The following is a 23725-nucleotide window of genomic DNA, read 5'->3' on the forward strand; positions in this document are numbered from 1 at the left end:
GAATAAATGATTCAACGGTAACGTCAGATTAACCATTTTTGATCAGGCTCATTTTGAAATTGGTAAGTTGACTAAATTGGAGCAGTAAATGCGTATACTTCTCGTCGAGGATGATCCGACCACATCGAAAAGCATCGAATTGATGCTGACGCATGCCAATCTAAACGTTTATGCGACGGACCTGGGCGAGGAAGGCATCGATCTTGCCAAGTTGTACGACTATGACCTGATCCTTCTGGATCTGAATCTGCCAGACATGAACGGGCACGAAGTGCTGAGACAGCTGCGCATCGCGCGTGTTGAAACCCCCATCTTGATCCTGTCGGGCGCTGACGATACCGAAAGCAAGATCAAAGGTTTCGGCTTTGGCGCCGACGACTATATGACCAAACCGTTCCACCGCGAGGAACTGGTCGCTCGTATTCACGCGATCATTCGCCGGTCCAAAGGGCATTCGCAGTCCGTCATTCATACCGGCCGTGTCGCGGTGAATCTGGATGCTAAAACGGTTGAGGTCGAAGGCAAAGCCGTTCATCTGACCGGCAAGGAATACCAGATGCTGGAATTGCTGAGCCTGCGGAAGGGTACAACGCTGACCAAAGAGATGTTCCTGAACCATCTCTACGGCGGCATGGACGAGCCCGAATTGAAAATTATCGACGTTTTTATCTGCAAACTTCGCAAGAAACTCAGCAATGCTACAGGTGGCGAAAACTATATCGAAACTGTTTGGGGCAGGGGCTATGTGCTGCGCGATCCGCAAAGCAACAGCTTGGACGACCGGCGGATCGCTGTTGGAGCCTGATTTTCAGTGAAATCTGGTCGCCGTTGGTCCAGGGCGACCCCCTCACTCACGTAACAGCACATCTGGACCTAGCCATGGCCTCGCCCTATCACTGGGTTCAAAGACTATGTGACAGGGCGAGGCCATGAGCGACTCAATTGCGGTAACAGAACTGACGGAAGATCAGGCACGTGCCGAACTGGCGCGGCTCGCGGAATTGATTGCGCGGGCCAACACGCTGTATCACGCCGAGGACGCCCCCGAGATCTCGGATGCGGACTACGATGTGCTAAAGCGGCGAAACGCTGACATCGAGGCACGCTTTCCTAAGCTGAAACGGTCCGACAGCCCCACAGATCAAGTGGGCGCAAAACCGGCAGAGGGATTTTCAAAACTCGTACATGCCGTCAGGATGATGTCCCTGGGCAATGCGTTCAACGATGAGGACGTTTCGGATTTTGACAGGTCAATCCGCAAATATCTGGGATTGGGCGACTCGGCCGAGCTGGCTTTTACTGCTGAACCCAAGATTGACGGTCTGTCCCTATCGCTAAGATACGAACAGGGTGAGCTCGTGCAGGCGGCGACCCGAGGCGATGGCGAGATTGGTGAAAACGTGACTGCGAACGCGCGGACGATCTCAGACATTCCGCACAGCGTCAAAAACGCCCCGGAGGTTCTGGAGGTGCGCGGTGAAGTTTACATGTCTCATGAAGACTTCGACAAGCTGAACGCGCGACAGACAGAGCTGGGCGAAAAGGTGTTTTCAAATCCACGAAACGCTGCCGCAGGGTCGTTGAGGCAGCTTGACGCGAAAATAACACGATCCCGTCCGCTTGGTTTTTTTGCATATGCCTGGGGTGAATTGTCAGCCCCCTTGGCCGATACACAAATGGGTGCCATCGAACGGTTGGCGGAATTCGGTTTCTCAACCAACCCACTGACAGCATTGTGCGAAACAACAGATCAGTTGATCGGACATTACCGCAGCATCGAAGCCCAACGCGCCACTCTTGGCTATGACATCGACGGCGTTGTCTACAAGGTGAACGACTTGGCGCTGCAGGCCCGGTTGGGGTTCAGGTCCACGACCCCAAGATGGGCCATTGCGCATAAGTTTCCCGCTGAACTTGCATGGACGAGGCTGGAAGCCATCGACATTCAGGTGGGTCGAACGGGTGCGCTCAGCCCGGTTGCCCGGCTGCACCCGGTAACTGTTGGTGGCGTCGTCGTGTCCAATGCCACGCTGCATAACGAGGATTATGTCGCCGGTCGCGATGCAAAGGGCGGTACGATCCGGGATGGGAAGGACATTAGGGTCGGCGACTGGGTGCAGGTTTATCGCGCGGGCGACGTGATCCCCAAAGTGGCGGATGTCGACATTTCGAAACGTCCAGATGGCGCGCAACCTTATGATTTTCCCACAACCTGTCCTGAATGCGGCAGTGATGCGGTTCGGGAAGAAGGCGATGCCGTTAGACGTTGTACCGGTGGAATTATTTGCCCCGCGCAAGCCGTGGAAAAACTGAAACATTTCGTATCTCGGAAGGCGTTCGATATCGAGGGGTTGGGCGCCAAGCAGATTGAAATGTTCTACGATGACCCGGACTTACCAATCAAAACCCCGGTGGACATCTTCACACTGCAGAACAGAGATGCGGCCAATCTAAACAAACTCGACAACCGCAAGGGCTGGGGTGCGCAAAGTGCCGGGAACCTTTGGGCCGCAATTGATGAAAAGCGCCAAATCCCATTCGGACGCCTTCTTTTTGCATTAGGTATTCGACATGTCGGAGAGGCGGCGTCGAACTTGATCGCGAACCACTATGGCGCCTGGACAGAATTTGAGCGCGCCGTCACCGCAGCCGCTGATTTCGAAGGACCTGAGTGGGACGAGCTTTTGGGCATAGATGGCGTAGGTGACGTCATGGCGCGCGCCTTGGTGTCCGCATTTGCGCAAGATGCAGAACGCGCCAGCGTCGACGCTTTGGTTGCACAATTGGACGTGCAGGACGCCAAACGACCTGACACATCGGGCAGTCCGGTGGCTGGCAAGACGGTTGTCTTCACGGGGTCACTTGAAAAGATGACCCGTGCCGAAGCCAAAGCCCGGGCCGAAGCGCTGGGGGCCAAGGTCTCTGGTTCGGTCAGCAAGAAGACCGATTTGCTGGTGGCCGGCCCTGGTGCTGGTTCAAAAGCCAAGAAAGCAGCAGAGCTTGGGATCGAAACCCTGGACGAAGATGAGTGGCTGCAACTGATCGGCACCGCATGAGCGGCCGTCCCGAAATCCTGTTTCCCCTGTTCGCCGGGCTGGAGACGCTGGAAGGCGTTGGCCCCAAAACTGCGCAGACAATGGTGCAGGCAGGGATCGAGTCGCCGCGTGATGTGCTGTTCGGCTTGCCCTACGCTGTAGTGGACCGCAGGCGGCGCGATACAATCCAAGGGGCTGATCTGCCAACGACTTTGACGGTTGAGGTCACGGTCGGCACTCACAGGCCGTCGCGAAACAAGGGCGGGGCTTACCGCGTTCACGTCGAAGACACTCAGACCGAGTTTCAGTTGGTCTTTTTCCACGCACGTGGAGATTATTTGAATAAAGTTTTGCCGCAAGGCAGTCGTCGTGTGATCTCTGGCAAGCTCGAACTGTTCGACGGCATGGCTCAGATGGTCCATCCGGATCACATGCTGCCCGTGGAAAGCGCGGATGACATTCCTGAGTTCGAGCCAGTTTATCACCTGACACAGGGCATCACCCAAAAAACGGCGTACAAGGCCGCACGCAGCGCATTGGCACGCGCGCCACAGCTGGCTGAGTGGATTGACCCAGCGCAAGCGTCAAAACAGGGCTGGACGGATTGGGCGACGGCTGTATCCGCGGCACACAACCCACAAGGTGCGGATGACGTGGCCGCGCACGCGCCAGCCCGGGAACGCCTTGCCTATGACGAACTGTTTGCCCATCAGGTGACGCTGGCTCTGGCGCGACAGCGCGAGCGTAAGGCTCGGGGCATCGTGAGCGTCGGCACTGGTGCTCTGCAGGCCAAAGTTCTTGCTAATCTGCCTTACAAACCAACCGGGGCCCAGACACGTGCGATCAAGGAAATAACTGCCGACATGGGCTCAGACTCGCGGATGAACCGATTGCTGCAAGGCGATGTGGGTGCAGGGAAAACTCTGGTCGCCTTCATGGCACTTCTGGTCGCGGTCGAGGCTGGTGGGCAGGGTGTTATGATGGCCCCGACCGAGATCCTCGCTAGGCAGCATCTGGAAGGCCTGCGCCCGCTTGCCGAAGAAGCCGGGGTGGTTCTGGAAATCCTGACTGGGCGGGACAAGGGCGCTGAACGGCGTGCAAAGCTGGCCGCTCTGAAACAGGGTAACATTCACATCCTTGTCGGCACCCATGCAGTGTTTCAGAGCGATGTTGAATTTCATGCCCTGCGACTGGCCATTGTGGATGAACAGCACCGGTTCGGGGTGCGGCAACGGATGGAGTTGTCGGAAAAAGGGCAGGGCGCGGATGTTCTGGTGATGACCGCCACCCCGATCCCCCGCAGTTTGGCGCTTGCGCAATACGGGGACATGGACGTCTCTGTTCTGGATGAAAAGCCACCAGGACGGAAACCGATCAAAACGGCGATTATTAGTACCGAGCGTATGGATGACGTCGTAGCGCATTTACGTCGGGCCATCGATGAAGGACGTCAGTGCTATTGGGTCTGTCCGCTGGTCGACGAATCCGAGGTCTCGGACCTGACAGCTGCCGAAGAACAGTTCAAACGGCTGCGGGCGGTGCTGGGCGAAGGCACAGTCGGGCTGGTCCATGGCCAAATGCCCGCTGCCGAAAAGGACGCCGCGATGGCTGCGTTTCAGAAAGGGCACACAAAGGTTCTGGTCGCAACGACTGTGATCGAGGTCGGAGTGAATGTACCCAACGCCTCGATCATGGTAATCGAACGGGCCGAAATATTCGGTTTGGCGCAGTTACACCAGCTGCGTGGCCGCGTTGGACGGGGCGAGGCGGATTCGACCTGCTTGCTCATGTATCAACCACCGCTAAGCGAGGGCGGGCGGAAGCGGCTGGAGGTTTTGCGAGAGACGGAAGACGGATTCCGGATATCCGAGACCGATTTGCAGATGCGCGGCGCAGGGGATCTGATTGGCACGGCTCAATCCGGGCTACCAAAGTTCCGGATCGCTGATCTGGAGCGTCAGGCCGGATTGATGGCTGTTGCGCAGACGGATGCACGAAACCTGTTGTCCAAAGACCCGAACTTGACCACCGAACGCGGGCAGGCTGTCCGTGTTCTGCTGTGGCTCATGAAACAGGATCAGGCAATCCGTTTAATTTCAGTGGGTTAGCAATATCGTTCCGTAAAGTTCACTAATGTTCTCAAAAAGTTCTTTACCGACTCGGTAAAATATGAGAACAAAAGGTCAACAAAGGATTAAAACAAGACCGGAGGTGAGACCATGCTGACCCAGATCAAGACCGCCATAAGCCGTTCGCATTCCACGCTATTGCAGGATGCGGCAGGTGCGGTGTCATTGGTGGTGATGCTGGTGGTTGCCCTTCACCTTCCCGGAACGTTCTGACCCTTTCTGCCTGCGATCTCGTGCCGAAAACACCGTGCTGTCGTCCCCATTTCAGTCAAGGGTGACCTGCCTGTCCCAATTCCCTTGAAAGGGCCAGCCTCGGCCCTGCGCGGAAATACGGATCCCACGCGAGACACGCATTGCCTACCGCCGCCCTTTCCGCCCGGAAGGTGCGGCGGTTTTTTTATAGCTGTCCGGTTTTGAAGATTTCCAGCATCGCAGACAGTACCGAATTCACGGCAACCGACGCCAGGATCATTCCCATGATGCGGCTGATAATGGCGGCACCTGAATGGCCAATCAGTCGAATGATCGGCTCGGCCAGCAGCATCAAAACGAAGGCGATGGCCACAACGGATAACATAACCATTGCCGTGATACCTTGATCCGCCACGCTGAACCGGTTGTTGTCGGTCAGGATAACAACGGCCAGCATTGCACCCGGTGACGCCAATGAAGGTACCGCCAACGGAAAGATCGCAGGGTTGGGCTTGTGGAATTTGTCTTCCTGATCGTCTTCTGCTGCGCGTTGTTCAACCTCTTGTTTGCTTTCGCCAAAGATCATCGTCAGGGCGAACAGGAACAGGATGATCCCTCCGGCCACTTGGAACGAGTTCAACCCGATATCCAGCGCCTCGATCAGCAATTGCCCGAAAACAAGGAAGAACAGCAAAACACCGGCACTGATGAGCGCGGCCAACAGGGCTGTTTTGCGACGCGCCGCAGCGCCAAGCCCGGCTGTAACGGCGATAAAAACGGGAATTGTTCCAATCGGATCAATAACGACCCACAGGGTAACAAAATGCTCCAGCAAACTATTCAAACCAAATTCTCCCCAAAACTATGGCGGAGGTTAGATGGGTTTGAATTGAATTACCATCTTCAGGCGCAGTTGGCCTGTTCGGCTTGTTCCATAGCTTCAGCAGTGGCATCCAACGCCAGCAGGATCGAAGCGTGACGGTTCTTATAATCACGCGCAGGCATGAGAACTTCCAGCCCGTCAAACGGTGCGTCCGGTGCAGGGCCGTCTTTCTTTAGCATAGCCGACAGCTGATCCCGCGCTGTTTCGATTTGCGCGCGCGTGGTGCCAATTACAGCGGATCCAACGACCGAGGCCGAGGCCTGACCCAAGGCGCAGGCCTTAACGTCCTGACCGAACTCGGAAACGCGGCCGTCCTCAACCTTGACGTCCACGGTTACGGTAGACCCGCACAAAGGCGAACGTTTCTTGACGGTCGCATCTGGGTTTTCCAGTCGTTCCAGATGCGGAATATCCGCAGCCAGGGCCAGAATGCGCCCAGAATAGAGCTTTATCAGGTCGTTCTCGCCAGACATGGCTTTCCCTCGTTGCGTGTTCCCCATACATAGTGGCCATCCACCGGGATGCAAAAGGTTTTTACAATGTCCGAGACCGTCACTTTCGATCTGTCTAGCCTGAAGTTTAACGACGCCGGTCTGATTCCGGCGATCGCACAGGATGAAGCTTCTGGCGAGGTGTTGATGATGGCGTGGATGAACGCAGAAGCGGTTGAAAAAACTCTTGAAACGCGCCGCGTGACGTATTGGTCACGGTCACGTCAGTCGTTCTGGATCAAGGGTGAAACCTCGGGGCATGTTCAGGAACTGGTCGATTTTCGCGTCGATTGTGATCGCGACTGCCTGCTGGTTCTGGTGCGACAGACCGGTGCTGCCTGCCACACGAACCGGCGCACCTGTTTCTACACCGCAGTGCGGGATGGCGATGAGGTCGAATTGATGCGGCCGATGGATTAGGGCCGATCACAGCCCGACCATGGCCCGAACCTGATCCGCGGTAACTCCATCAGCACGATATTTGGCGATGGCGCGCGCATCGTCGCGCTTGGCCAAACGTTTGCCCAAGTCATCTCGGATCAGCTTATGATGGTGATAGACAGGTGTCGGCAAGCCTAGCAGGGCCTGCAACAGAACATGGATACGCGTCGCCTCGAATAGGTCCTGACCGCGTACGACGTGGGACACGCCCTGTTCCGCATCATCCAGAACGACGGATAGATGGTAGGATGTTCCCATATCGCGCCGGGACAATACCACGTCTCCGATTGTGTCCCGCAACTCATCAGCAGTGAAAGCGACTGGGCCCGATTCCCCGTTTGGTCCCACGCCAGTTTCTTCGAAAAAAGATTTTTTGGCAGAGGGTTGAGTGGCGATCCTAAACAGATCGGGAACCACACGCGCAGCCATTTTGATGTCCAATCGAAGGGGCGTTTCGTGCGGGATCGGCCCCGTTCGATCTGACACATCCCTGCACGTGCCCGGATAAATGATCCCATCAGGCCCATGCAGAGGAACACCTTCCTGTGGTGCCCCGGCGGCTGCGGCAATGTCCCGACGATTGCACGTGCACGGGTACAGCAAGCCCCGCGACCACAATGCCCTCAGAGCGTCTTCGTAGGTCGACAAACGGGACGATTGCCGCATCACGGGTTCTGGCCAGTTCAATCCTAGCCAAGTCAGATCGTCATAAATCTGCTCTTCCCAATTTACCCGGCAGCGGGAGCGGTCGATGTCTTCGATCCGCAACAAAAATTGACCGCCTTCAGCGGCGGCCATATCACTGGCAAGAAGTGCAGAATAGGCGTGGCCAAGATGAAGCGGCCCCGTTGGAGATGGGGCAAATCTGGCTATGAATGTCACGTCTTCTCAACAACATATACGTCAGATTTAAGGTCCATTCCGGGAAGATGCGGCCCGTATTCCCGAAACAGCAGCCGCGCGGCGCCCATATCCAGCCAATCGTTCAAACGGGTGGTATAGGACGGATCGTCAAGCGTGTGATCATTGAAGGAAAAGGCCAGTAGGCCACTTTTGGGCAGCGCTTTCATCAACAGATCAAATGTTTCTGGCGGGGCGGCACCGGTTCCGATCACGCCAATCGCGGTGATTGCCTTATAGGCATCTTGCTCCAGCGGTTCCGGATCGGTGATCTCAAACGTCGTGAGGTTTCTGTAAACCTCCTTAGCGGCTGCCCCTTCAAGCATCTTGGGCGTGGGATCCACACCATCGATTACCTGAAATCCCGTATCATGCAGGGCCTTGCCGGACAGACCCGTGCCACAACCGTAATCCAGAACAGGCGTCTGCGGTTCGGGCATCTGGGACCAAAGCGCCTCGGCCACGCGGCCAGGCGTGGCGTAGCCATGTGACCCAACTTCGGCGTCGTATGACGAGGCCCATTTCTGATAATGCGTACGTGTCGCCTCGGGCGTATCAAGCCCGTAGGCGTCTTTGAGGTATTTGTCGCTCATACCCGTATGTTAGGCCGGTAGGGTGCAATGCGTCCAGTCAGCAATGCGCCAACCAGTCGGTCCATTCCGTCTTGGCCCGGTCGGTGTAGGCCTTGTACCGGTCCTTACGGCCCCGGCGACCGCCTTTGAGGCCATCAACCGGGCGAAACAGACCAAAGTTGACATTCATGGGTTGAAAGGTCTTGGCTTCGGCCCCGCCGGTAATGTGGTGTATCAACGCGCCCATGGCACTGTCCTGCGGGATCTCGGGCAGGGAACGCCCCAGGATCTCGGCAGCAGCCAGCCGCCCAGCCAACAAGCCCATTGCAGCGCTTTCCACATAACCCTCGACGCCGGTGATCTGGCCGGCAAACCGAATATTCGGCTTTGATTTCAGCCGCATCTGCGCGTCCAGCAATGTCGGAGAGTTGATGAACGTGTTGCGATGAATCCCGCCCAGGCGCGCGAAACTGGCGTTCTCAAGCCCCGGGATCATGCGAAACACTTCGGTCTGAGCGCCGTATTTCATCTTGGTCTGAAAACCGACGATGTTGAACAAAGTGCCCAGCGCGTTGTCTCGGCGCAGTTGCACAACGGCATGAGGTTTGACGTCAGGCTGATGCGGGTTGGTCAGGCCGACTGGCTTCATGGGACCGTGGCGCAGCGTTTCGCGGCCGCGTTCCGCCATAACCTCGATGGGCAGGCAGCCGTCAAAATACCCGGCAGTTTCACCTTCGTGGAATTCTGTTTTGTCCGCCGCCAACAGGGCGTCGATGAACGCCTCATACTGATCGCGGTCCATGGGACAGTTCAGATAGGCCGTCCGCTCCTCTTCGGTTTCGCCCTTGTCATAACGTGACTGCATCCATGCCTGGCTCATGTCGATGCTGTCGGCATAGACAATGGGCGCGATCGCGTCGAAGAACGCCAGAGCCTCAGCACCTGTCTGAGCCCTGATCGACTCGCCCAGCGACGAGGATGTCAGCGGACCCGTCGCAATGATCCAGTGGCCGTCGTCGGGCAGGGCGGTGACTTCTTCGCCCGTCACCTCAACCCGTGGATGGGCCTGCAACTTGGCGGTCACTGCTTCGGCAAACGGATCACGATCCACGGCCAATGCGCCACCGGCGGGCAGGCGATGCGTATCGGCCGTGCCCATGATGATGCCGTTGGCTTCCCGCATTTCCCAATGCAGCTGACCGACTGCATTTTGTTCGTCGTCATCCGAGCGGAAGGAGTTCGAGCACACCATCTCGGCCAGATTGCCGGTCTGGTGCGCAAAAGTGCCCACTTTGGGCCGCATTTCGTGGATCACAACGTCCACGCCCATTTCCGCTGCTTGCCAGGCCGCCTCGGACCCTGCCATGCCGCCGCCAACTATATGCAATTTCTGTGTCATGAGGTGCCACATAGGGCACAGCATCGCGCAACGCAACACACGCCAAGTTTCGCGTTGATTAGCTAGTAATTTAAGGAGGGTACTTGGGGTCGCCGCAGCGGGAATGTCAGCGCCGGTGAGAGAAACCAGCTTGGAGGGACCTTCCGCCTACAGCGACCCAAAAGCGTATTTGGGCCTAAGCCATGTCTCAGCTTTGCCACAGTGTGGCCCTTTTGAAAAGGACTAAATTGCGAACAGTCGCGAAAATTTCCTTAAATAATCTCGTTATTGTTCCCAATTTGGCGGTCTTTTTTCGATAAATGCAGATATTCCTTCTTCGGTATCCCGATGCATCATATTCTGCGCCATTACCTCTCCGGTATAGCCGTAGGCCTGTTCGATCGGCATATCCAATTGCTTGTAAAAGGCCTGTTTGCCCACTTTGACCGCTGATCCAAGCTTGTCCGCCAGGTGTTCGGCCAGCGCCATCGTTTCATGTTCCAACAACATTTCGGGTACTGCGCGATTGACCAGGCCCAGCTCTGTCGCGCGTTCTGCGGAGATGAACGCGCCTGTCGTCAACATCTCAAATGCCTGTTTCCGGGGGATATTCCGGCTGAGGGCCACCATAGGGGTCGAGCAAAACAACCCGATATTGACCCCGTTTACACCAAAGCGCGTGCCTTCGGCTGCAATCGCAAGATCACAAGTGGCCACCAGTTGGCAGCCGGCGGCCGTGGCGATGCCGTGGACTTGCGCGATCACGGGTTGGGGCAGGGATTGAATCGACAGCATCATTTTTGCGCACTGCGCGAACAAGTCCTGGAAGTAGGCTTTTCCCCCATCCTCGCTCTGACGTCCCGCAGTCATCTGTTTCAGATCGTGACCTGCGCAAAACGCCTTGCCTTCGCCGGACAGGATCACAGCGCGAATGCTCGAGTCGTTGCTTAAGGCGTCGAATTCAGCCTGAAGTGCTGCCAGCATCTCTTCGCTCAGGGCATTCAAGCGCTCTGGCGCGTTCATTTTCAACCGGGCAACGCCATTCATGTCGTTACGTTCCAGAATTCCCATCTTGCTCTCCGATCTGATGTCGGGCCAACTCTAGGGTGGCAATTCGAGGAGGGGAAGTATGTCGTTGGTTTTGAACCGCGAACAACTGTCAGATTATCTGGTCGAGGTTTTTCCACAGGTCGAGAAGGACTTTGTCATCGACAGCCTGGATGAAAACTCAATCACCATGCGGCTGAAGGTCGGGGACAGGCATCTGCGGCCAGGGGGGACAGTTTCAGGCCCGTCGATGTTCGGTCTGGCCGATGTCAGCGTCTATGCAATGATCCTTGCATTGAAAGGACGTCAGTCGCTGGCGGTGACGACGGGGTGTTCGATGGATTTCATGCGCAAACCCGATGGGGCCAACGATATGATCGCGCGCTGCAGCTTGCTAAAACTGGGCAAGACGCTTGCGGTAGGCGATGTTCTGATGTTCTCGGAAGGCTCAGACAAACCCGTGGCGCGGGCTACGATGACCTATTCATTGCCACCGGCGGGGTCTGCAGCTGCGGCATTTGGATAAAAAAGGGCCGGGTATGAAACCCGGCCTAGGAAGAGGTCCCAATAGGGACTGGGGATATTTTAATACTGCCAGAAATAGCGTTTGATCTCTCGGTCAGCCTGAGGGCGGGTCAGGCCCACATCTTTAAGCATCCGATCGTCCAGCTTTGACAGGTTGACCCTGCTGCGGCGCTGTCGTTCCCACTGCGTGACAGTCGCCGCAAACCGCACGGCCAGCGCGGCGATCATCGGCAGCCGAGGGCTATCGTTCAGCAGCATGAGGGCGGGGTTGTGCATATGGCGTGTCATCTGGGTATCCTTTCAAATTGTATTGACACAAAGTATTAGTGTTCGGTACATGTGCGTGATACATTCAAGATTGTGTCAAAAGCAAAGGAAGAATTGTAATGGATACAATTTGGCCAGAGGCGCTCCCGAAATCCAAAGGTCCCAAGTATACTCTGGTCGCTGACACAATACGAAAAGCGATTGAGAACAAAGCACTGGAGATAGGATCCAAGCTGCCTCCAGTCCGGGAACTTGCGTATCGGTTACAAATCACGCCAGGCACGGTTGCCCGGGCATATACGATTCTGACGGAAGAAGGCTTGCTACAAGCCGAGGTCGGACGTGGTACATTTGTCGCCCCTCCGAAATCACCGTTGCTGGACGACGTGTGGGCAAGACAACTTCACCTGCGGGACGACAAGTACAACGCCGATGTCAGCCTGTTCAGTCCCAGATTGCCGGATGTAGGGCAGGTGGCTTTGATCAGGGAATGTCTCAAAAAAGTGTCCCAAGCCGATCCGCGTTTGCTGATGAACTACCCGACGCGCGATGCGTACCAACCCATGCGTCAGGCGGTCGTCGAATGGCTCTCAGACCTGCCGCTTGGCACAGTGACCCATGATGATGTGGTTCTGACGCATGGTGGGCAAAACGGCCTTTGCCTTGTATTTCAGACGATCCTTCGCGGTCCCAAGCCGGTCGTGTTGGTCGAGGATCTGTCATATGCCGGTTTCCGTCGGGCAGGAGAGTTGATGCGCGCCGAGGTCGTCGGCGTGAAGATGGACAAGTGGGGAATTGACCCTCAGGCCATGGATAACATTTTGCGCCAGACTCAGGCGCAAGCGGTTTGCGTCTCGCCCGAGGTGCAAAACCCAACCGGAACGCATACGCCGCTGGAGCGTCGAAAAGAGGTTGTGGAAGTCGCGCGCCGCCATGATTTGCAGATCATTGAAGACGATTGTTATCGGATGGGGGATGCGCGCGAGCCCAGCTATCGTGCATTGGCGCCTGAACGAGGTTGGCATGTCTCGTCGATCTCAAAGATCCTGACGCCAGCCCTACGCGTCGGGTTCGCCATCGCCCCGCGCGAACGCAGCGTCGATCTTCGGCGCTCAGCCGAATACGGCTATTTCGGTTTGGCGCAACCACTTGCAGAACTGACCCGGCTGTTGCTGTCTGATCCACGGACACGGCAAATCGCCAGGGACGTCCGCGCCCGGATGGGCGATTATGTCCGGGTGACGGTCAATGCGCTTGGCGGCTTTGATCTTAACTGGGCGCCGGACGTGCCGTTTGTCTGGCTGTACCTACCGTCGGGTTGGCGTGCCGCCGCATTCAGCCGTGCTGCTGAGCGCGAAGGCATTCAGTTACGGTCTGCCGACGAGTTCGCGCTGCGGGACGGCCGTGCCCCCAACGCTGTACGCATTGCGATGAACGGGCACGTGTCATTGGAGCGGTTCGAGGCCGCGATGCAGCGCCTGAGGGCGCTTCTGGACAATCCGCCGGAACAGATCAGCGTTTAAAGACTCAGCTCGTTGGTTCGGGGTCGCCGAAAAAACCGGCCAGATGTGAGATCTTTCCCTCAGCACCCAAATGCGCAAAATCGTGGCCAGCGACAACTACACTGCCGTCCGGGCCAACCAGTCGCCATGTGAAATGAATGACATCGTTGTGGCCATTGGCCTTGCTGGTCAACTCAAGCATTCCGCCCGTGCTTTGCGCCACCTCTCCGATATGATCGCATAGGTTTGAGCGGCCTTTGACCTCGGCCATGGGGTCGACATAGATGCCATCTTCAGCAAAGCACCCGGCCAGTATCTCAAGCCGTTTCGCCCGGTTAGGTTCTTTCCATGCTGCCCCATAGTCGTTTACGGTCTGCTGCCAGTTCATTGCGCAATATCTCCCTTTCCGGATCTTGCCGGGTTAATTAACGTTCATTTATGTATTGCGGTTTATCTGTTGAGTTGTGGGGTAAAATAATACCTATTTTATAACATACTGTAATTGCTTATTAAAATAAGTTTCAGCGTTCTTGACGCGCATTACGCCTGCATCTAAATACCCAACATCGAATTCGGGCCGCTCCGTTTGTGGGCGGTCTTTCACATCAAACAGGACTATCCTGCCATGAAAACCTTTTCTGCAACACCTGCAGACATCGACAAGAAATGGATCCTGATCGACGCCGAGGGCGTTGTTCTGGGCCGTCTTGCCTCGATCGTCGCCATGCGCCTGCGTGGCAAGCACAAAGCGTCGTTCACCCCGAACATGGACATGGGCGACAATGTCATCGTGATCAACGCTGACAAAATCCAGATGACCGGCAAGAAGCGCGAAGAAAACTTCTACTGGCACACTGGCCACCCAGGCGGCATCAAGTCGCGCACCAAGCAGCAGATCCTTGAAGGCAAGCACCCCGAGCGCGTCGTGACCCAAGCGGTCAAGCGCATGCTGCCGGGCAACCGTCTGGCACGTCAGCAGATGACCAATCTGCGCGTTTATGCCGGTGCCGAGCATCCCCATGAGGCGCAAGCGCCCGAAGTTCTGGATGTTGCATCCATGAACAAGAAAAACACCCGGAGCTAATGACCATGGCTGATCAGATCAATACTCTCGAAGAGCTGAGCGCCGTTGCAGGCGTTGAGGTTGTGGCCGAAGAAGTCATCGTGCGTGAACCCGTACGTGACGAGCTGGGTCGTTCTTATGCCACCGGCAAGCGTAAAGACGCTGTTGCCCGCGTTTGGATCAAGCCGGGTTCCGGCAAGGTCACCGTGAACGGCAAGGACCAGGACAAGTATTTTGCGCGTCCCGTTCTGCAGCTGATCCTGCGCCAGCCGTTCCAGGTTGCCGGTGTTGAAGGTGAATTCGACGTTGTCGCAACCGTCAAAGGCGGTGGCCTGACCGGTCAGGCCGGTGCGGTCAAGCACGGCATCTCGAAAGCGCTGCAACTGTACGATCCGTCGCTGCGTGGTGCTCTGAAAGCTGCTGGCTTCCTGACCCGCGACAGCCGCGTTGTGGAACGTAAGAAATACGGTAAGCGCAAAGCGCGTCGTTCGTTCCAGTTCTCGAAGCGTTAATTCGCTGCCGAGTGCACAAATTCAAAGGGCTCGCAGTTGCGAGCCCTTTTTCGTTTGGGATGCGTGTACGGTTATTCTTCGTACACCATCTTCCAGGCGCCATCCTCGACAACGCTCACGTACACTGAGTCGGCCCCCTGATGGTCATCAGGTCCAAAAGTCATGTGGTTTCCAACCAGTTCATCCTGATAGTCCAGCGTTTCCATGGCCGCGATAAAGCTTTCATGAGTCAGATCGGGGCCAGCAGCCTCAAGCGCTTTGACCATCGTTTCAGCAGCAGAATATCCCAGCATTGCGAACCCGACGGGATCTTCACCGGTTGCCGCTTTATATTCTTCGATAAAGGCGGCAGGGGCGGGATCTTCCGCGCGGGACCACAGATCCTGCCAGGATGCGGCGGCATAAAAACCGTCGGTCACACCGCCCGGCACTTGCGCGACGACGGTCAGGAAGCTGGCCGAGGTGCCAAGGAACTTCATATCTGCAAGGCCCATCTTTTTGGCCGTGCCGACAACTGTGATAGCCTGTCGTACGCCCAGAGCGATCGTTACGATATCGCAGCCTTCTTCCTTTAACTTGCTGAGTGAGCCCACGAAATCCGTTTCATCGGGTTTGTGCGTGGTCTCAGCGACGAAAGCGATCCCGGCTTCTTCGGCACCGGCCTTGGTGCCTTCGACGATCTCCTCACCAAAATCGGTTGGCAGATACATCGAACACACAGACTGACCACCAAACTGCTCAGCGAGATATTTCACACCGACACGGCTTTGGTCAAAATATGTGGAAAAGGCCGTGAACTTGTTGTCCATCGGCTCCTGCAACATCTGCCGTGCAGCAGACAAAGGGGCAACATTGGGAATACCTTTTGGATCCAACAGCTTGAACCCCGCGACATTCATCGGCGTTCCCAGCGACTGCAGCATTGCGAACACCTTGTCGCGGTTCAGCAGCTTGTTATAGCCCTGCATCGCACGCGGCATCTGATACCCATTGTCCTCAACAACATAGCGGATCGTCCGCCCGTGTATGCCACCATTGGCGTTCACGCGGTCAAACACCACATTTGCACCCTTGGTCGCCGGAACACCGACGGCTGCGAAGATACCGCTCAGGTCATTGACCGACCCGATGATGATCTCATCATCCGTGACACCCTGGGTCTGTGCATTGGCAAGGGTCGCCGAAGCCGTCAAAGCGGTGGCCGCCGCCAGCCGCATGATCACATTCTTCATCTTTCTCCTCCCTTTAGGTTATCTCTTTTATTAACTGTACATGTCTTCAATAAGATGGCCGTGTTTCTTTTCGACAAAACTGCGTTTCAGCTTCATTGTTGCGGTCAGTTCATCGTCATCTGCGGTCAGAAGTACATCAATCAGGCGAAAGTCCTTGATCTGCTCGACCCGTGCAAAATCATTATTCACCGCGTCGATTTCCCCCTGAATCTGATCTTTGATTTCAGGGGCCGCACAGAGGGATGCAAAATTTGAAAAGGGGATTTTCCGATCCTGCGCAAATTTTTCGACGTTTTCCTGATCAATCATGATCAGCGCGGTCAGGAACTTTCGCTTGTCACCGATTATCACCGCGTCCGAGATGTAGTGGCTGAACTTCAACCGGCTTTCGATCTCGGCCGGGGTGATATTCTTGCCGCCAGCAGTGATGATGATGTCTTTCATTCGGCCTGAGATGGTGACGTAGCCATCCTCATCAATATGCCCGAGGTCGCCAGTTCGCAGCCATCCGTCGGCAGTGAAAGTTTCGGCCGTTTTTGCGTTATTGCGCCAATAACCCTGAAAAATGTTGAGGCCCTTTAGCTGAATCTCACCGTCGTCGGATATCCGGATGTCATTTCCGGGAACCGCGCGTCCGATGGTTCCGACCTTGTTGTTTTCGATTGTGTTTAGCGTCGCCAAGCCCGAGGTTTCGGTCATCCCGAACCCTTCGACCAACGGTACGCCAATGGCCCAGTACCACTTTAACAGATCCGTCGAAATCGGGGCCGCGCCCGAACCGCCACGCCGCATCTTGTCCATCCCCAACATACGGCGCAAATTACGCAGAACCAGCCTGTCCCACACCCAGAACTGTGCAGCAACGCCAGCAGGGACGGGTTTTCCAGCCAATATGTATTCCGCGCGCTTGAACCCAGCCTTCAGCGCCATGCCAAAGGCTGCGCGGCCAGTGGGCGTTGCGTCCTGCGTCATGATCTGAACATACGAATAGATCTTTTCCCAAACCCGTGGAACGGCCGTGAAGGTCGACGGTGAGATTTCTTGCAGGTTGGCAAACACCGTCTCGGGGCTTTCGGCAAAGTTAATGACGCATTTTGCAGCCAGTGGGAAATAGATTGATACGTCCCGCTCAAGAATATGGCACAGCGGCAGAAAGCAAAGCTGTTCGTCAGACTCGAGCGCGGGCAGCGCATGGGCCCCGCATTCAATCGCGGCCAAGATGTTCTCGTGGCTCAGCATCGCGCCTTTCGGCATTCCTGTGGTGCCCGAGGTGTAAATCAGAAGTGCAGTGTCCTGCGGTGATGCCAGAGCTATCTCGGCCTCAAAGCGATCGGGTTCTTCAGCCTCGGCCTGCTGACCCAAAGTATATAACGCGTCGATCATCATGCAGCGCGCATGGTCCAGATCGTGCAGCCCCTCATCGTCCAGAATGATGACATTCAGAAGGCCGGGAACCTCGTCTTCGACCTGCAGAAATTTGTCCAGTTGCTCTTCATTCTCGACGATCAGAAAGCGGCTGTCGCTGTCATTAATCAGGTATTTTAGCTGGTTGGCCGAGTCGGTGGTGTAGACACCAGACGCGATGCCACCAACGGCCTGAATGCCCATGTCGAACCAGGCCCATTCCTTGCGGTCCTCTGACAGGATCGATACAACCTCGCCCCGTTGCAGTCCCAATTTGCGCAGTGCAAGCCCAATCCACTTGGCATGCTGCCAATAGTCCGCCCAGGAATACGACTTCCAGATGCCAAGGTCCTTTTCACGGTGCGCTGTGCGATCGCCAAGCTCGGCGCAACGGTTCCGAAACAGTTCGCAAATCGTGGTGCTTCCGTCGACACAAACCGGGCGTTGGCCGGGGGTTGCGTTCAGGCGAACGCCGTTGACCGTGATCTGAGGGGGCAGGGTGCTGATGTTCATCTGTTTCACCTCCACGTCTTTTTTCGTTTCCAGCGGCGGTTTTCGCGTGCGCCTTCCTCCTGCACGCCCAGATAGAAGTTCTGGATGTCCTCTGACCGCATCAGAACATCTGCTGCGCCGTCCATGACGATGCGTCCGACCTCCATCACATAGCCATGGTGGGCCAGTTCCAGGGCGGCGTTGGCGTTCTGTTCGACCAGCATCATGGTCATGCTCTGTTCGTCATTCAGTCGCTTGAGGATGCCAAAAATCTCCTGAACCAGCAGCGGTGACAAGCCAAGCGAGGGTTCATCCAACAGCATGATCTTTGGGTTGGCCATCAAGCCACGGCCGATTGCCAGCATCTGTTGCTGCCCGCCAGATAATGTTCCCGCCTCTTGGTTGCGACGTTCCTTGAGGATCGGAAAGTATGAGAACACCAGATCCCGATCGTGATCGATCTGACCCTTGTCCTTCAGGGTATAGGCCCCGAGGCTGAGGTTTTCGTCGACCGTCAGCAGTGGAAACACCTCACGCCCTTCGGGCACATGAACGATGCCTTTCTGCACGACCTTGTGTGGCTCGGACCCCTGAATTTCGTCGCCTTCAAACGTGATCTTGCCCTTTTCCGGATCCATCACGCCAGAAACGGTTTTCATCAGCGTGGTCTTGCCCGCGCCATTGGCGCCAAGGATCGAGACAATTTGGCCCTGATGAACATCCAGAGAAACACCCCGGATCGCCATGATCGGACCATAAAAACTTTCGATGTTGCGGATTGTCAGGATCGGCTCGCTCATGAGGCTTTCCCCAAATAGGCCTCGACCACCGCCGGGTGCGACTGAACCTCAGCAGGTGTTCCCAGCGCCAGTTTTGCGCCGTCCGCCATTGCCAGAACGCGATCCGAGACGCCGGAAACCAGCCCCATATCATGCTCGACCATCAAAACCGTGATCCCCATCTGCCGCCGGATATCATCGATCCACCAGCGCATGTCGGTTGTTTCTTCGACCGAGAGACCCGAGGCTGGTTCGTCCAGCAAAAGCAGCTTTGGATCGGTGGCCAGAGCACGTGCCACCTCGACAACCTTTCGCACGCCATAGGGCAGGCCAGAGATCATCTTGTCGCGGAATGCCTGCAGGTCGAGGAAGTCGATGATCTCCTCTACTTTTTCGCGGTTCTCCAATTCCTGCCGCCGCGCGGAGGGCAGAAACAACACCTCGGACAGCATGTTGGTTTTGCGGTGACGGTGCCGTCCGACAAGGAGGTTCTGCAGGACCGTCGCATGCTCGAAGAGTTCGATGTTTTGAAATGTCCGCGCCACACCATATGCGGCCACGCCGGACGGTTTGGCCTTGAGCAAGTCGTGACCGTTATACCGGATCGACCCGGCAAAAGGGTCGTAGAAACGCGAGATCAGATTGAAGACGGTGGATTTTCCTGCACCATTTGGTCCGACGATAGCAAAAACCTCGCCTTCTTCGACCTCGAAAGACAGTTCGTTGACAGCCGTCAGTCCACCGAATTTCAGAGTGACGTTTTCGAACTCAAGCAAGCTCATCTCAGGCGCTCCGTCTTGAGATAGGATTTTTGACGTTTGAACATGTCTTTCCGATAAAACGGAAACAGTTCGAACCACGTCCGGATTTTCAGCCAGCGCCCGTACAGACCCATCGGTTCAAAAAGGATGAAGGCGATCAGGATCATTCCGAAGATGCCAAATTCCAGCCCCGGAATGGCGACGGTGTTGCCACCGAAAAGGGCACCCACGTATTCCTTGGAGATAGATAAGAACTGAGGCAGGAACCCTATCACAATGGCGCCAAGAAACGCGCCGTGGATGGACCCCAGACCGCCGATCACGATCATCATCAGCAACTGGATTGAAATCAGGACGCTGAATGTCTCATTGTTGAATGCGCCCGAGAACATGCCCATCAGCGCGCCTGCCCATCCGCTGACAGCGCAGGACAACGCGAATGAGATCATCTTGGTCCTGGCAATATCCACGCCCATTGCCTGCGCCGATACCTCTGAGTCGCGCACAGCGATAAAGCTTCGTCCTAAAGGTGCCCGCAACAGGTTGATGTAGCCAAGTGTGACCAACACCGCCACACTGAGGACCAGCCAGAAGAACTGAACCGGAGTACCCCAGCGGTCGACCAGAAACCCGAATATTTCGACACCGCCCAGATATTTTCCAGCGACGCCCCCCGTGATCGGTTCGGCCAGAACAATGACGTCATCCATCAGGATGGACAAAGCCATGGTGAAGATCGCAAGGTAAATGCCATGCAGACGCAGGGCAGGGATGGCGACGGTCACGCCAGCCAATCCTGTGAGGATACCAGCCAGCGGGAAGGCGATCAGAAACGGCACGCCCGCTTCCAAAAGTATAACATTGGCGTAGCACCCAAAGGCCAGAAAAGCTGCGTGACCCAGACTGACCTGACCGGTGTGACCTGTTAAGATCATCAGACCGAGTCCCGCTATGGCCCATATCAGCACATTTGTCAGCTCGCCTAGATAGAAATCATCCAGCCACCACGGCGCGGCTGCGACGGCTGTCAGTAAGATCATATACAGGCACAGCTGATAGGTGTCCTTCCAAGGTCGGATATCCTGCATATAGTTGGTTTTGAACACAATCCGCATGACTTAAACCTTCTTGACCCGAACCTGACTGAACAGCCCGTTGGGGCGGAAAATCAACACTGCCAAGAGCAGCGCATAAGGCGCGATCTGACTGTATCCTGCTGCGATGTAACGGCTGGCAAAGGGTTCAATTACCCCAACGATCAGCCCGCCTGCGAGGGCACCGGGCAGGCTGCCGAAACCACCAATAACGGCTGCGGCAAAGGCCTTGATGCCAAGCAAACCTGTGGTTGGATCAACCGAGCCTTTGGCCGCGAACAAGATCCCTGCAATCCCTGCGACAACCCCGGCCAAAGCCCAGATGAAACCCTGAACGCGCTTTACCGGGATGCCCATGTAATATGCTGCCAACTGGTTTTGTGACGCGCCTTGCATCGCCAAGCCCAATTTGGTCCGGCTGAAGAAAACATACAGACCCCAGGTCAGAAGGATGGTAACGACAATAACGGCAACGTCCTCCATCCCCAGCACCAGCCCTCCAAACCGAACTTCTTTGCCTGCCAACGGGTTTTGCAGCGTCTGCGGCTCATGCCCCCAGATCAGCCCGGCCACAAACCGGATTACGAACCCCAATGCGATGGTCAGAATGACGACGGCTGTTTGGCTTTCCCCAAACAAACGGCGAATGATCAGGCGATCCACCAGGTAACCCAACGCCCCCATGATCCCCAGCGAAATCGGAAGAGCCAACCAGAAAGGCAGGCCCATATATTCAGTATTCGTAAGCCCGATTGTCACAAAGGCGCCCAGCATCATGAAATCGCCCTGCGCGAAATTCACCGCCTCAGTGGCCTTGTAAATCAGAACAAAGCCAAGAGCGATAAGGCCGTAGACACAGCCATTCGCCAGCCCGCTGATCAGCAGCTGTGCGTTATCCAAGTCTGTCCTCCCATGCCGGTATGTCCGGCGTTTTTTGCGCCCCGGACATCCTCCTTCGTCCGGGGCTTTGTTCTACTATGGCGCGATAATGACCTTTCCGTCACTCTTTTTCAGCGCATCCGCCAGATTTGCCACCACATCGCGCAAGCCAAGCCGTTCAGAAACATCCGTTTTCCAGCGACCATCGGCAAATCGGGCCTGTACTTCGGCGACAACTCTCATCTGGTCTTCCGGAGGTGTTGATGTCATCCACTTGGTCAGCCAGAACCCCTCGATCCGCTTGCTCATAAAGATCAATTGGCCCGTCTGCGTAAGCTTTGGTAGTTCGGGGCTAAGCTTGCCGTAAACGACCCACCGTGCACCGTTGGGCATCCCGCAGAAAACCTGCTCGGACATCTGATCCGACACAGCATCCAGGAAGACACGCGGTTTCAGCTTTTTGCTGAGTGCTTCGAACTTCCGCATCATGTCGGGGTCGGATGTGACCAGAACCTCGTGCGCGCCAAGTTCTTTCACGGTTTCCACGGCCTCGGCCCGGCGCACGATGGCGATGGGTTTAAGCCCAAGGTCGCGCCCTAAGGAACACATGAGCTTGCCTAACTGACTGGTGGCAGCTGAGACGGCAAAAGCGTCGCCTGCACCGCGCGCGATGTCCACCATCGCCATCGCAGTCATAGGGTTGACGATCTGGGCTGAGCCGTCCTCATCCGAGATATCGGGCCGCAATGGGATGCACATCATCGCTTGTGTCACGACATATTCGGCCCATGCTCCGGAACCAGCTGCCACAAAGGCGACCCGTTGGCCCTGCAACGCTTCGGCACCGGCACCGGTGGCCACAACGTCGCCACAGCCTTCGAACCCGGCGGGCGTGCCTTTTACACGCGGCTGCCCGTATTCGCCTTTGATAAAGTGGATGTCGGACGGGTTCACCGACGATGCCCGCAATTTAATCAGGACCTGACCGGGGCCGGGTTGGGGCACAGGAAGCTCGGCCTCGGCCAGCCAATCGGCGGCATCTTCGATAAACGGACCGGTGGCCGATCCGGAATAACCGTCATGGGTTTGAATGACAGCGAACATGTTTGGGGGCAGGGTGGTCATTTTGTTTCCTATCTCCTGTGCGGACACCGCACAGAACGGGTCTGTTGCCAATGGTGTTGCGTTGGATTTAGGGGCAGCCAATCAAACGTGTGTTGGGACGTCAATCAGAGTTGCGTCTGACGTTGCGGGAGCGTGTGCGCCGTATGGAAAAAGGGCCGCTCAATTCCGAACGGCCCTTGGAAATTATTGTTGTCCGGTCAAAAGCACACGGAGCTCTTCGATCTTCTGGGCAATCAACTGAGGGGATGCTTTGATTTCATCCAAGATACCCAGAGCCTTTGTTTTGAGGTCCTGCGACAACTGGCTGTCCTGAACCGAAGTCACCATGGCGTCATAGTCAAAATTCTGGACGGAAAGCGTACCTTCTTCGATCCAGGAATTCAGTAGATCTTGCCCCTGATTGGCCAAAGCGGCGACCTGATCTCCGGCCTGGTTGGCCAAATCAGTAGCTGCTTGTCCGGCTTGCTCGGCCGCTTCGTTGGCTTGGTCTGCAATGGAAGATGCGGCTTCGCTCGCCTGCTCGGTCGCGGCTTCTACGGCATCGTTCACAGCCTCACCGGCTTCTTGGGCCGCCGATTGCAGTTGTTCGGCAGGTGTGGGTTCGGGTTGATTGAGATAATAGTAAGCTCCGGCGCCAAGTCCGGCGACGATAACAGCTAATATGAGAGTACGCGACATGGGGTTCTCCTTGAAATATGTGCCGCTTAGATGAGGGTAAATTATCGGTGATCAAAGGGGAATTCCCAGAAATTCATTTCAATTCGGGGGTTTGAGCCAGCCTGCGCCGATCTGATGGAACCAGGTGGCAATAACACGCCGTCATGCGGACAGCACAGCAGGTGAGCTTGATTATTCGCTAAAATCCGAGGCGGAATTGGGCCGGAAGCAGACACATTCTGCACAAAGGCCGCGAAGCTGCCGTTCACCGCGCTAGCGAAGCCCAATTTCTCGCTGTACAGGCGCGGACACTCAGGTCTGAAATTCAAGCCAACTGAAAACGGTGCGGTTTCGGCCCATTTTTC

25 protein-coding genes are annotated in these 23725 nt (G+C 56.1%); 9 read left to right on the plus strand and 16 right to left on the minus strand.

Annotation, left to right across the window (positions count from 1 at the left end; genetic code table 11):
• The first annotated feature begins 88 nt into the window (after positions 1–88).
• The 4 genes from ctrA (at position 89) to AC2FJF_RS02940 (ending at position 5377) form a co-directional block, all read left to right on the plus strand.
• Positions 89–805, plus strand: coding sequence for a response regulator transcription factor CtrA (ctrA, locus tag AC2FJF_RS02925; protein ID WP_496722775.1), 717 nt, complete (start codon positions 89–91; stop codon positions 803–805).
• 124 nt (positions 806–929) lie between these two features.
• The gene (gene ligA / locus AC2FJF_RS02930) at positions 930–3056 is read left to right on the plus strand and encodes an NAD-dependent DNA ligase LigA (RefSeq protein ID WP_496722777.1); all 2127 of its coding nucleotides are present in this window, start codon (positions 930–932) and stop codon (positions 3054–3056) included.
• A complete protein-coding gene (gene recG, locus AC2FJF_RS02935) occupies positions 3053–5143 on the plus strand; it encodes an ATP-dependent DNA helicase RecG (protein ID WP_496722780.1) in 2091 nt (696 codons plus the stop codon). The genes ligA and recG overlap by 4 nt, the downstream gene beginning before the upstream one ends.
• A 111-nt stretch (positions 5144–5254) precedes the next feature.
• On the plus strand, positions 5255–5377 hold the full coding sequence (locus AC2FJF_RS02940; protein WP_496720389.1) for a hypothetical protein: 123 nt from the start codon (positions 5255–5257) through the stop codon (positions 5375–5377).
• A gap of 184 nt (positions 5378–5561) precedes the next feature.
• On the opposite strand, the gene AC2FJF_RS02945 is transcribed toward AC2FJF_RS02940, so the two are convergent.
• Complete coding sequence (locus AC2FJF_RS02945) at positions 5562–6200, minus strand: MarC family protein (protein ID WP_058271582.1); 639 nt, start codon at positions 6198–6200, stop codon at positions 5562–5564.
• Between the two features lie 59 nt (positions 6201–6259).
• Entirely contained in the window at positions 6260–6712 is a 453-nt protein-coding gene (locus AC2FJF_RS02950) for an iron-sulfur cluster assembly scaffold protein (RefSeq protein ID WP_496722784.1), read from the minus strand.
• 48 nt (positions 6713–6760) lie between these two features.
• Between AC2FJF_RS02950 and hisI the strand changes: the two genes are divergently transcribed.
• Positions 6761–7150 carry a phosphoribosyl-AMP cyclohydrolase gene (hisI, locus tag AC2FJF_RS02955; protein WP_496722786.1) on the plus strand — a complete coding sequence of 130 codons (390 nt, stop codon included), beginning with the start codon at positions 6761–6763 and terminating at the stop codon, positions 7148–7150.
• Positions 7151–7156: 6 nt separating this feature from the next.
• Here the strand turns inward: hisI and gluQRS are convergent, their stop codons facing one another.
• The 4 genes from gluQRS to AC2FJF_RS02975 all read right to left on the minus strand — a co-directional run bounded on the left by gluQRS (position 7157) and on the right by AC2FJF_RS02975 (position 11092).
• Positions 7157–8053 carry a tRNA glutamyl-Q(34) synthetase GluQRS gene (gluQRS, locus tag AC2FJF_RS02960; protein ID WP_496722788.1) on the minus strand — a complete coding sequence of 299 codons (897 nt, stop codon included), beginning with the start codon at positions 8051–8053 and terminating at the stop codon, positions 7157–7159.
• The gene (locus AC2FJF_RS02965) at positions 8050–8664 is read right to left on the minus strand and encodes a class I SAM-dependent DNA methyltransferase (protein ID WP_496722790.1); all 615 of its coding nucleotides are present in this window, start codon (positions 8662–8664) and stop codon (positions 8050–8052) included. The genes gluQRS and AC2FJF_RS02965 overlap by 4 nt, the downstream gene beginning before the upstream one ends.
• A gap of 37 nt (positions 8665–8701) precedes the next feature.
• Positions 8702–10042 carry a methylenetetrahydrofolate--tRNA-(uracil(54)-C(5))-methyltransferase (FADH(2)-oxidizing) TrmFO gene (gene trmFO / locus AC2FJF_RS02970; RefSeq protein ID WP_496722792.1) on the minus strand — a complete coding sequence of 447 codons (1341 nt, stop codon included), beginning with the start codon at positions 10040–10042 and terminating at the stop codon, positions 8702–8704.
• 264 nt (positions 10043–10306) lie between these two features.
• Positions 10307–11092 (minus strand): enoyl-CoA hydratase, encoded by a 786-nt coding sequence (locus tag AC2FJF_RS02975; RefSeq protein WP_496722794.1) that lies wholly within the window; start codon positions 11090–11092, stop codon positions 10307–10309.
• A 58-nt stretch (positions 11093–11150) separates the two neighbouring features.
• Between AC2FJF_RS02975 and AC2FJF_RS02980 the strand changes: the two genes are divergently transcribed.
• Positions 11151–11594: a PaaI family thioesterase gene (locus AC2FJF_RS02980; protein ID WP_108858651.1), complete on the plus strand. Its 444-nt coding sequence runs from the start codon at positions 11151–11153 to the stop codon at positions 11592–11594.
• 59 nt (positions 11595–11653) lie between these two features.
• Here AC2FJF_RS02980 and AC2FJF_RS02985 read toward each other — a convergent pair whose 3' ends face one another.
• Positions 11654–11881 carry a DUF1127 domain-containing protein gene (locus AC2FJF_RS02985; protein ID WP_496722798.1) on the minus strand — a complete coding sequence of 76 codons (228 nt, stop codon included), beginning with the start codon at positions 11879–11881 and terminating at the stop codon, positions 11654–11656.
• 98 nt (positions 11882–11979) lie between these two features.
• Between AC2FJF_RS02985 and AC2FJF_RS02990 the strand changes: the two genes are divergently transcribed.
• On the plus strand, positions 11980–13383 hold the full coding sequence (locus AC2FJF_RS02990) for an aminotransferase-like domain-containing protein (RefSeq protein ID WP_496722800.1): 1404 nt from the start codon (positions 11980–11982) through the stop codon (positions 13381–13383).
• A gap of 4 nt (positions 13384–13387) precedes the next feature.
• On the opposite strand, the gene AC2FJF_RS02995 is transcribed toward AC2FJF_RS02990, so the two are convergent.
• Positions 13388–13750, minus strand: a complete 363-nt coding sequence (locus AC2FJF_RS02995) for a nuclear transport factor 2 family protein (protein ID WP_496722802.1) — start codon at positions 13748–13750, stop codon at positions 13388–13390.
• Positions 13751–13987: 237 nt separating this feature from the next.
• Between AC2FJF_RS02995 and rplM the strand changes: the two genes are divergently transcribed.
• Together rplM and rpsI are read left to right on the plus strand one after the other, a co-directional pair.
• Positions 13988–14446, plus strand: a complete 459-nt coding sequence (gene rplM / locus AC2FJF_RS03000) for a 50S ribosomal protein L13 (RefSeq protein ID WP_496722805.1) — start codon at positions 13988–13990, stop codon at positions 14444–14446.
• A gap of 5 nt (positions 14447–14451) precedes the next feature.
• A complete protein-coding gene (gene rpsI / locus AC2FJF_RS03005; RefSeq protein ID WP_058271904.1) occupies positions 14452–14937 on the plus strand; it encodes a 30S ribosomal protein S9 in 486 nt (161 codons plus the stop codon).
• Positions 14938–15008: 71 nt separating this feature from the next.
• On the opposite strand, the gene AC2FJF_RS03010 is transcribed toward rpsI, so the two are convergent.
• The 8 genes from AC2FJF_RS03010 to AC2FJF_RS03045 form a co-directional block, all read right to left on the minus strand.
• Positions 15009–16169 (minus strand): ABC transporter substrate-binding protein, encoded by a 1161-nt coding sequence (locus tag AC2FJF_RS03010; RefSeq protein WP_496722807.1) that lies wholly within the window; start codon positions 16167–16169, stop codon positions 15009–15011.
• A 30-nt stretch (positions 16170–16199) separates the two neighbouring features.
• Positions 16200–18086: an AMP-dependent synthetase/ligase gene (locus tag AC2FJF_RS03015; RefSeq protein WP_496722810.1), complete on the minus strand. Its 1887-nt coding sequence runs from the start codon at positions 18084–18086 to the stop codon at positions 16200–16202.
• A 5-nt stretch (positions 18087–18091) separates the two neighbouring features.
• Entirely contained in the window at positions 18092–18865 is a 774-nt protein-coding gene (locus tag AC2FJF_RS03020; protein WP_496722812.1) for an ABC transporter ATP-binding protein, read from the minus strand.
• The gene (locus AC2FJF_RS03025) at positions 18862–19626 is read right to left on the minus strand and encodes an ABC transporter ATP-binding protein (RefSeq protein ID WP_496722814.1); all 765 of its coding nucleotides are present in this window, start codon (positions 19624–19626) and stop codon (positions 18862–18864) included. Before AC2FJF_RS03025 ends, AC2FJF_RS03020 begins: the two co-directional genes overlap by 4 nt.
• The gene (locus tag AC2FJF_RS03030; RefSeq protein ID WP_496722816.1) at positions 19623–20720 is read right to left on the minus strand and encodes a branched-chain amino acid ABC transporter permease; all 1098 of its coding nucleotides are present in this window, start codon (positions 20718–20720) and stop codon (positions 19623–19625) included. Before AC2FJF_RS03030 ends, AC2FJF_RS03025 begins: the two co-directional genes overlap by 4 nt.
• Positions 20721–20723: 3 nt before the next feature.
• Positions 20724–21599, minus strand: coding sequence for a branched-chain amino acid ABC transporter permease (locus tag AC2FJF_RS03035; RefSeq protein WP_170557355.1), 876 nt, complete (start codon positions 21597–21599; stop codon positions 20724–20726).
• Positions 21600–21674: 75 nt separating this feature from the next.
• Positions 21675–22703, minus strand: a complete 1029-nt coding sequence (locus tag AC2FJF_RS03040; protein WP_496722819.1) for an alcohol dehydrogenase catalytic domain-containing protein — start codon at positions 22701–22703, stop codon at positions 21675–21677.
• A 183-nt stretch (positions 22704–22886) separates the two neighbouring features.
• Entirely contained in the window at positions 22887–23381 is a 495-nt protein-coding gene (locus AC2FJF_RS03045) for a hypothetical protein (RefSeq protein ID WP_496722821.1), read from the minus strand.
• Between the last annotated feature and the right edge of the window lie 344 nt (positions 23382–23725).

Source organism: Ruegeria sp. CDSB013, from assembly GCF_059611165.1.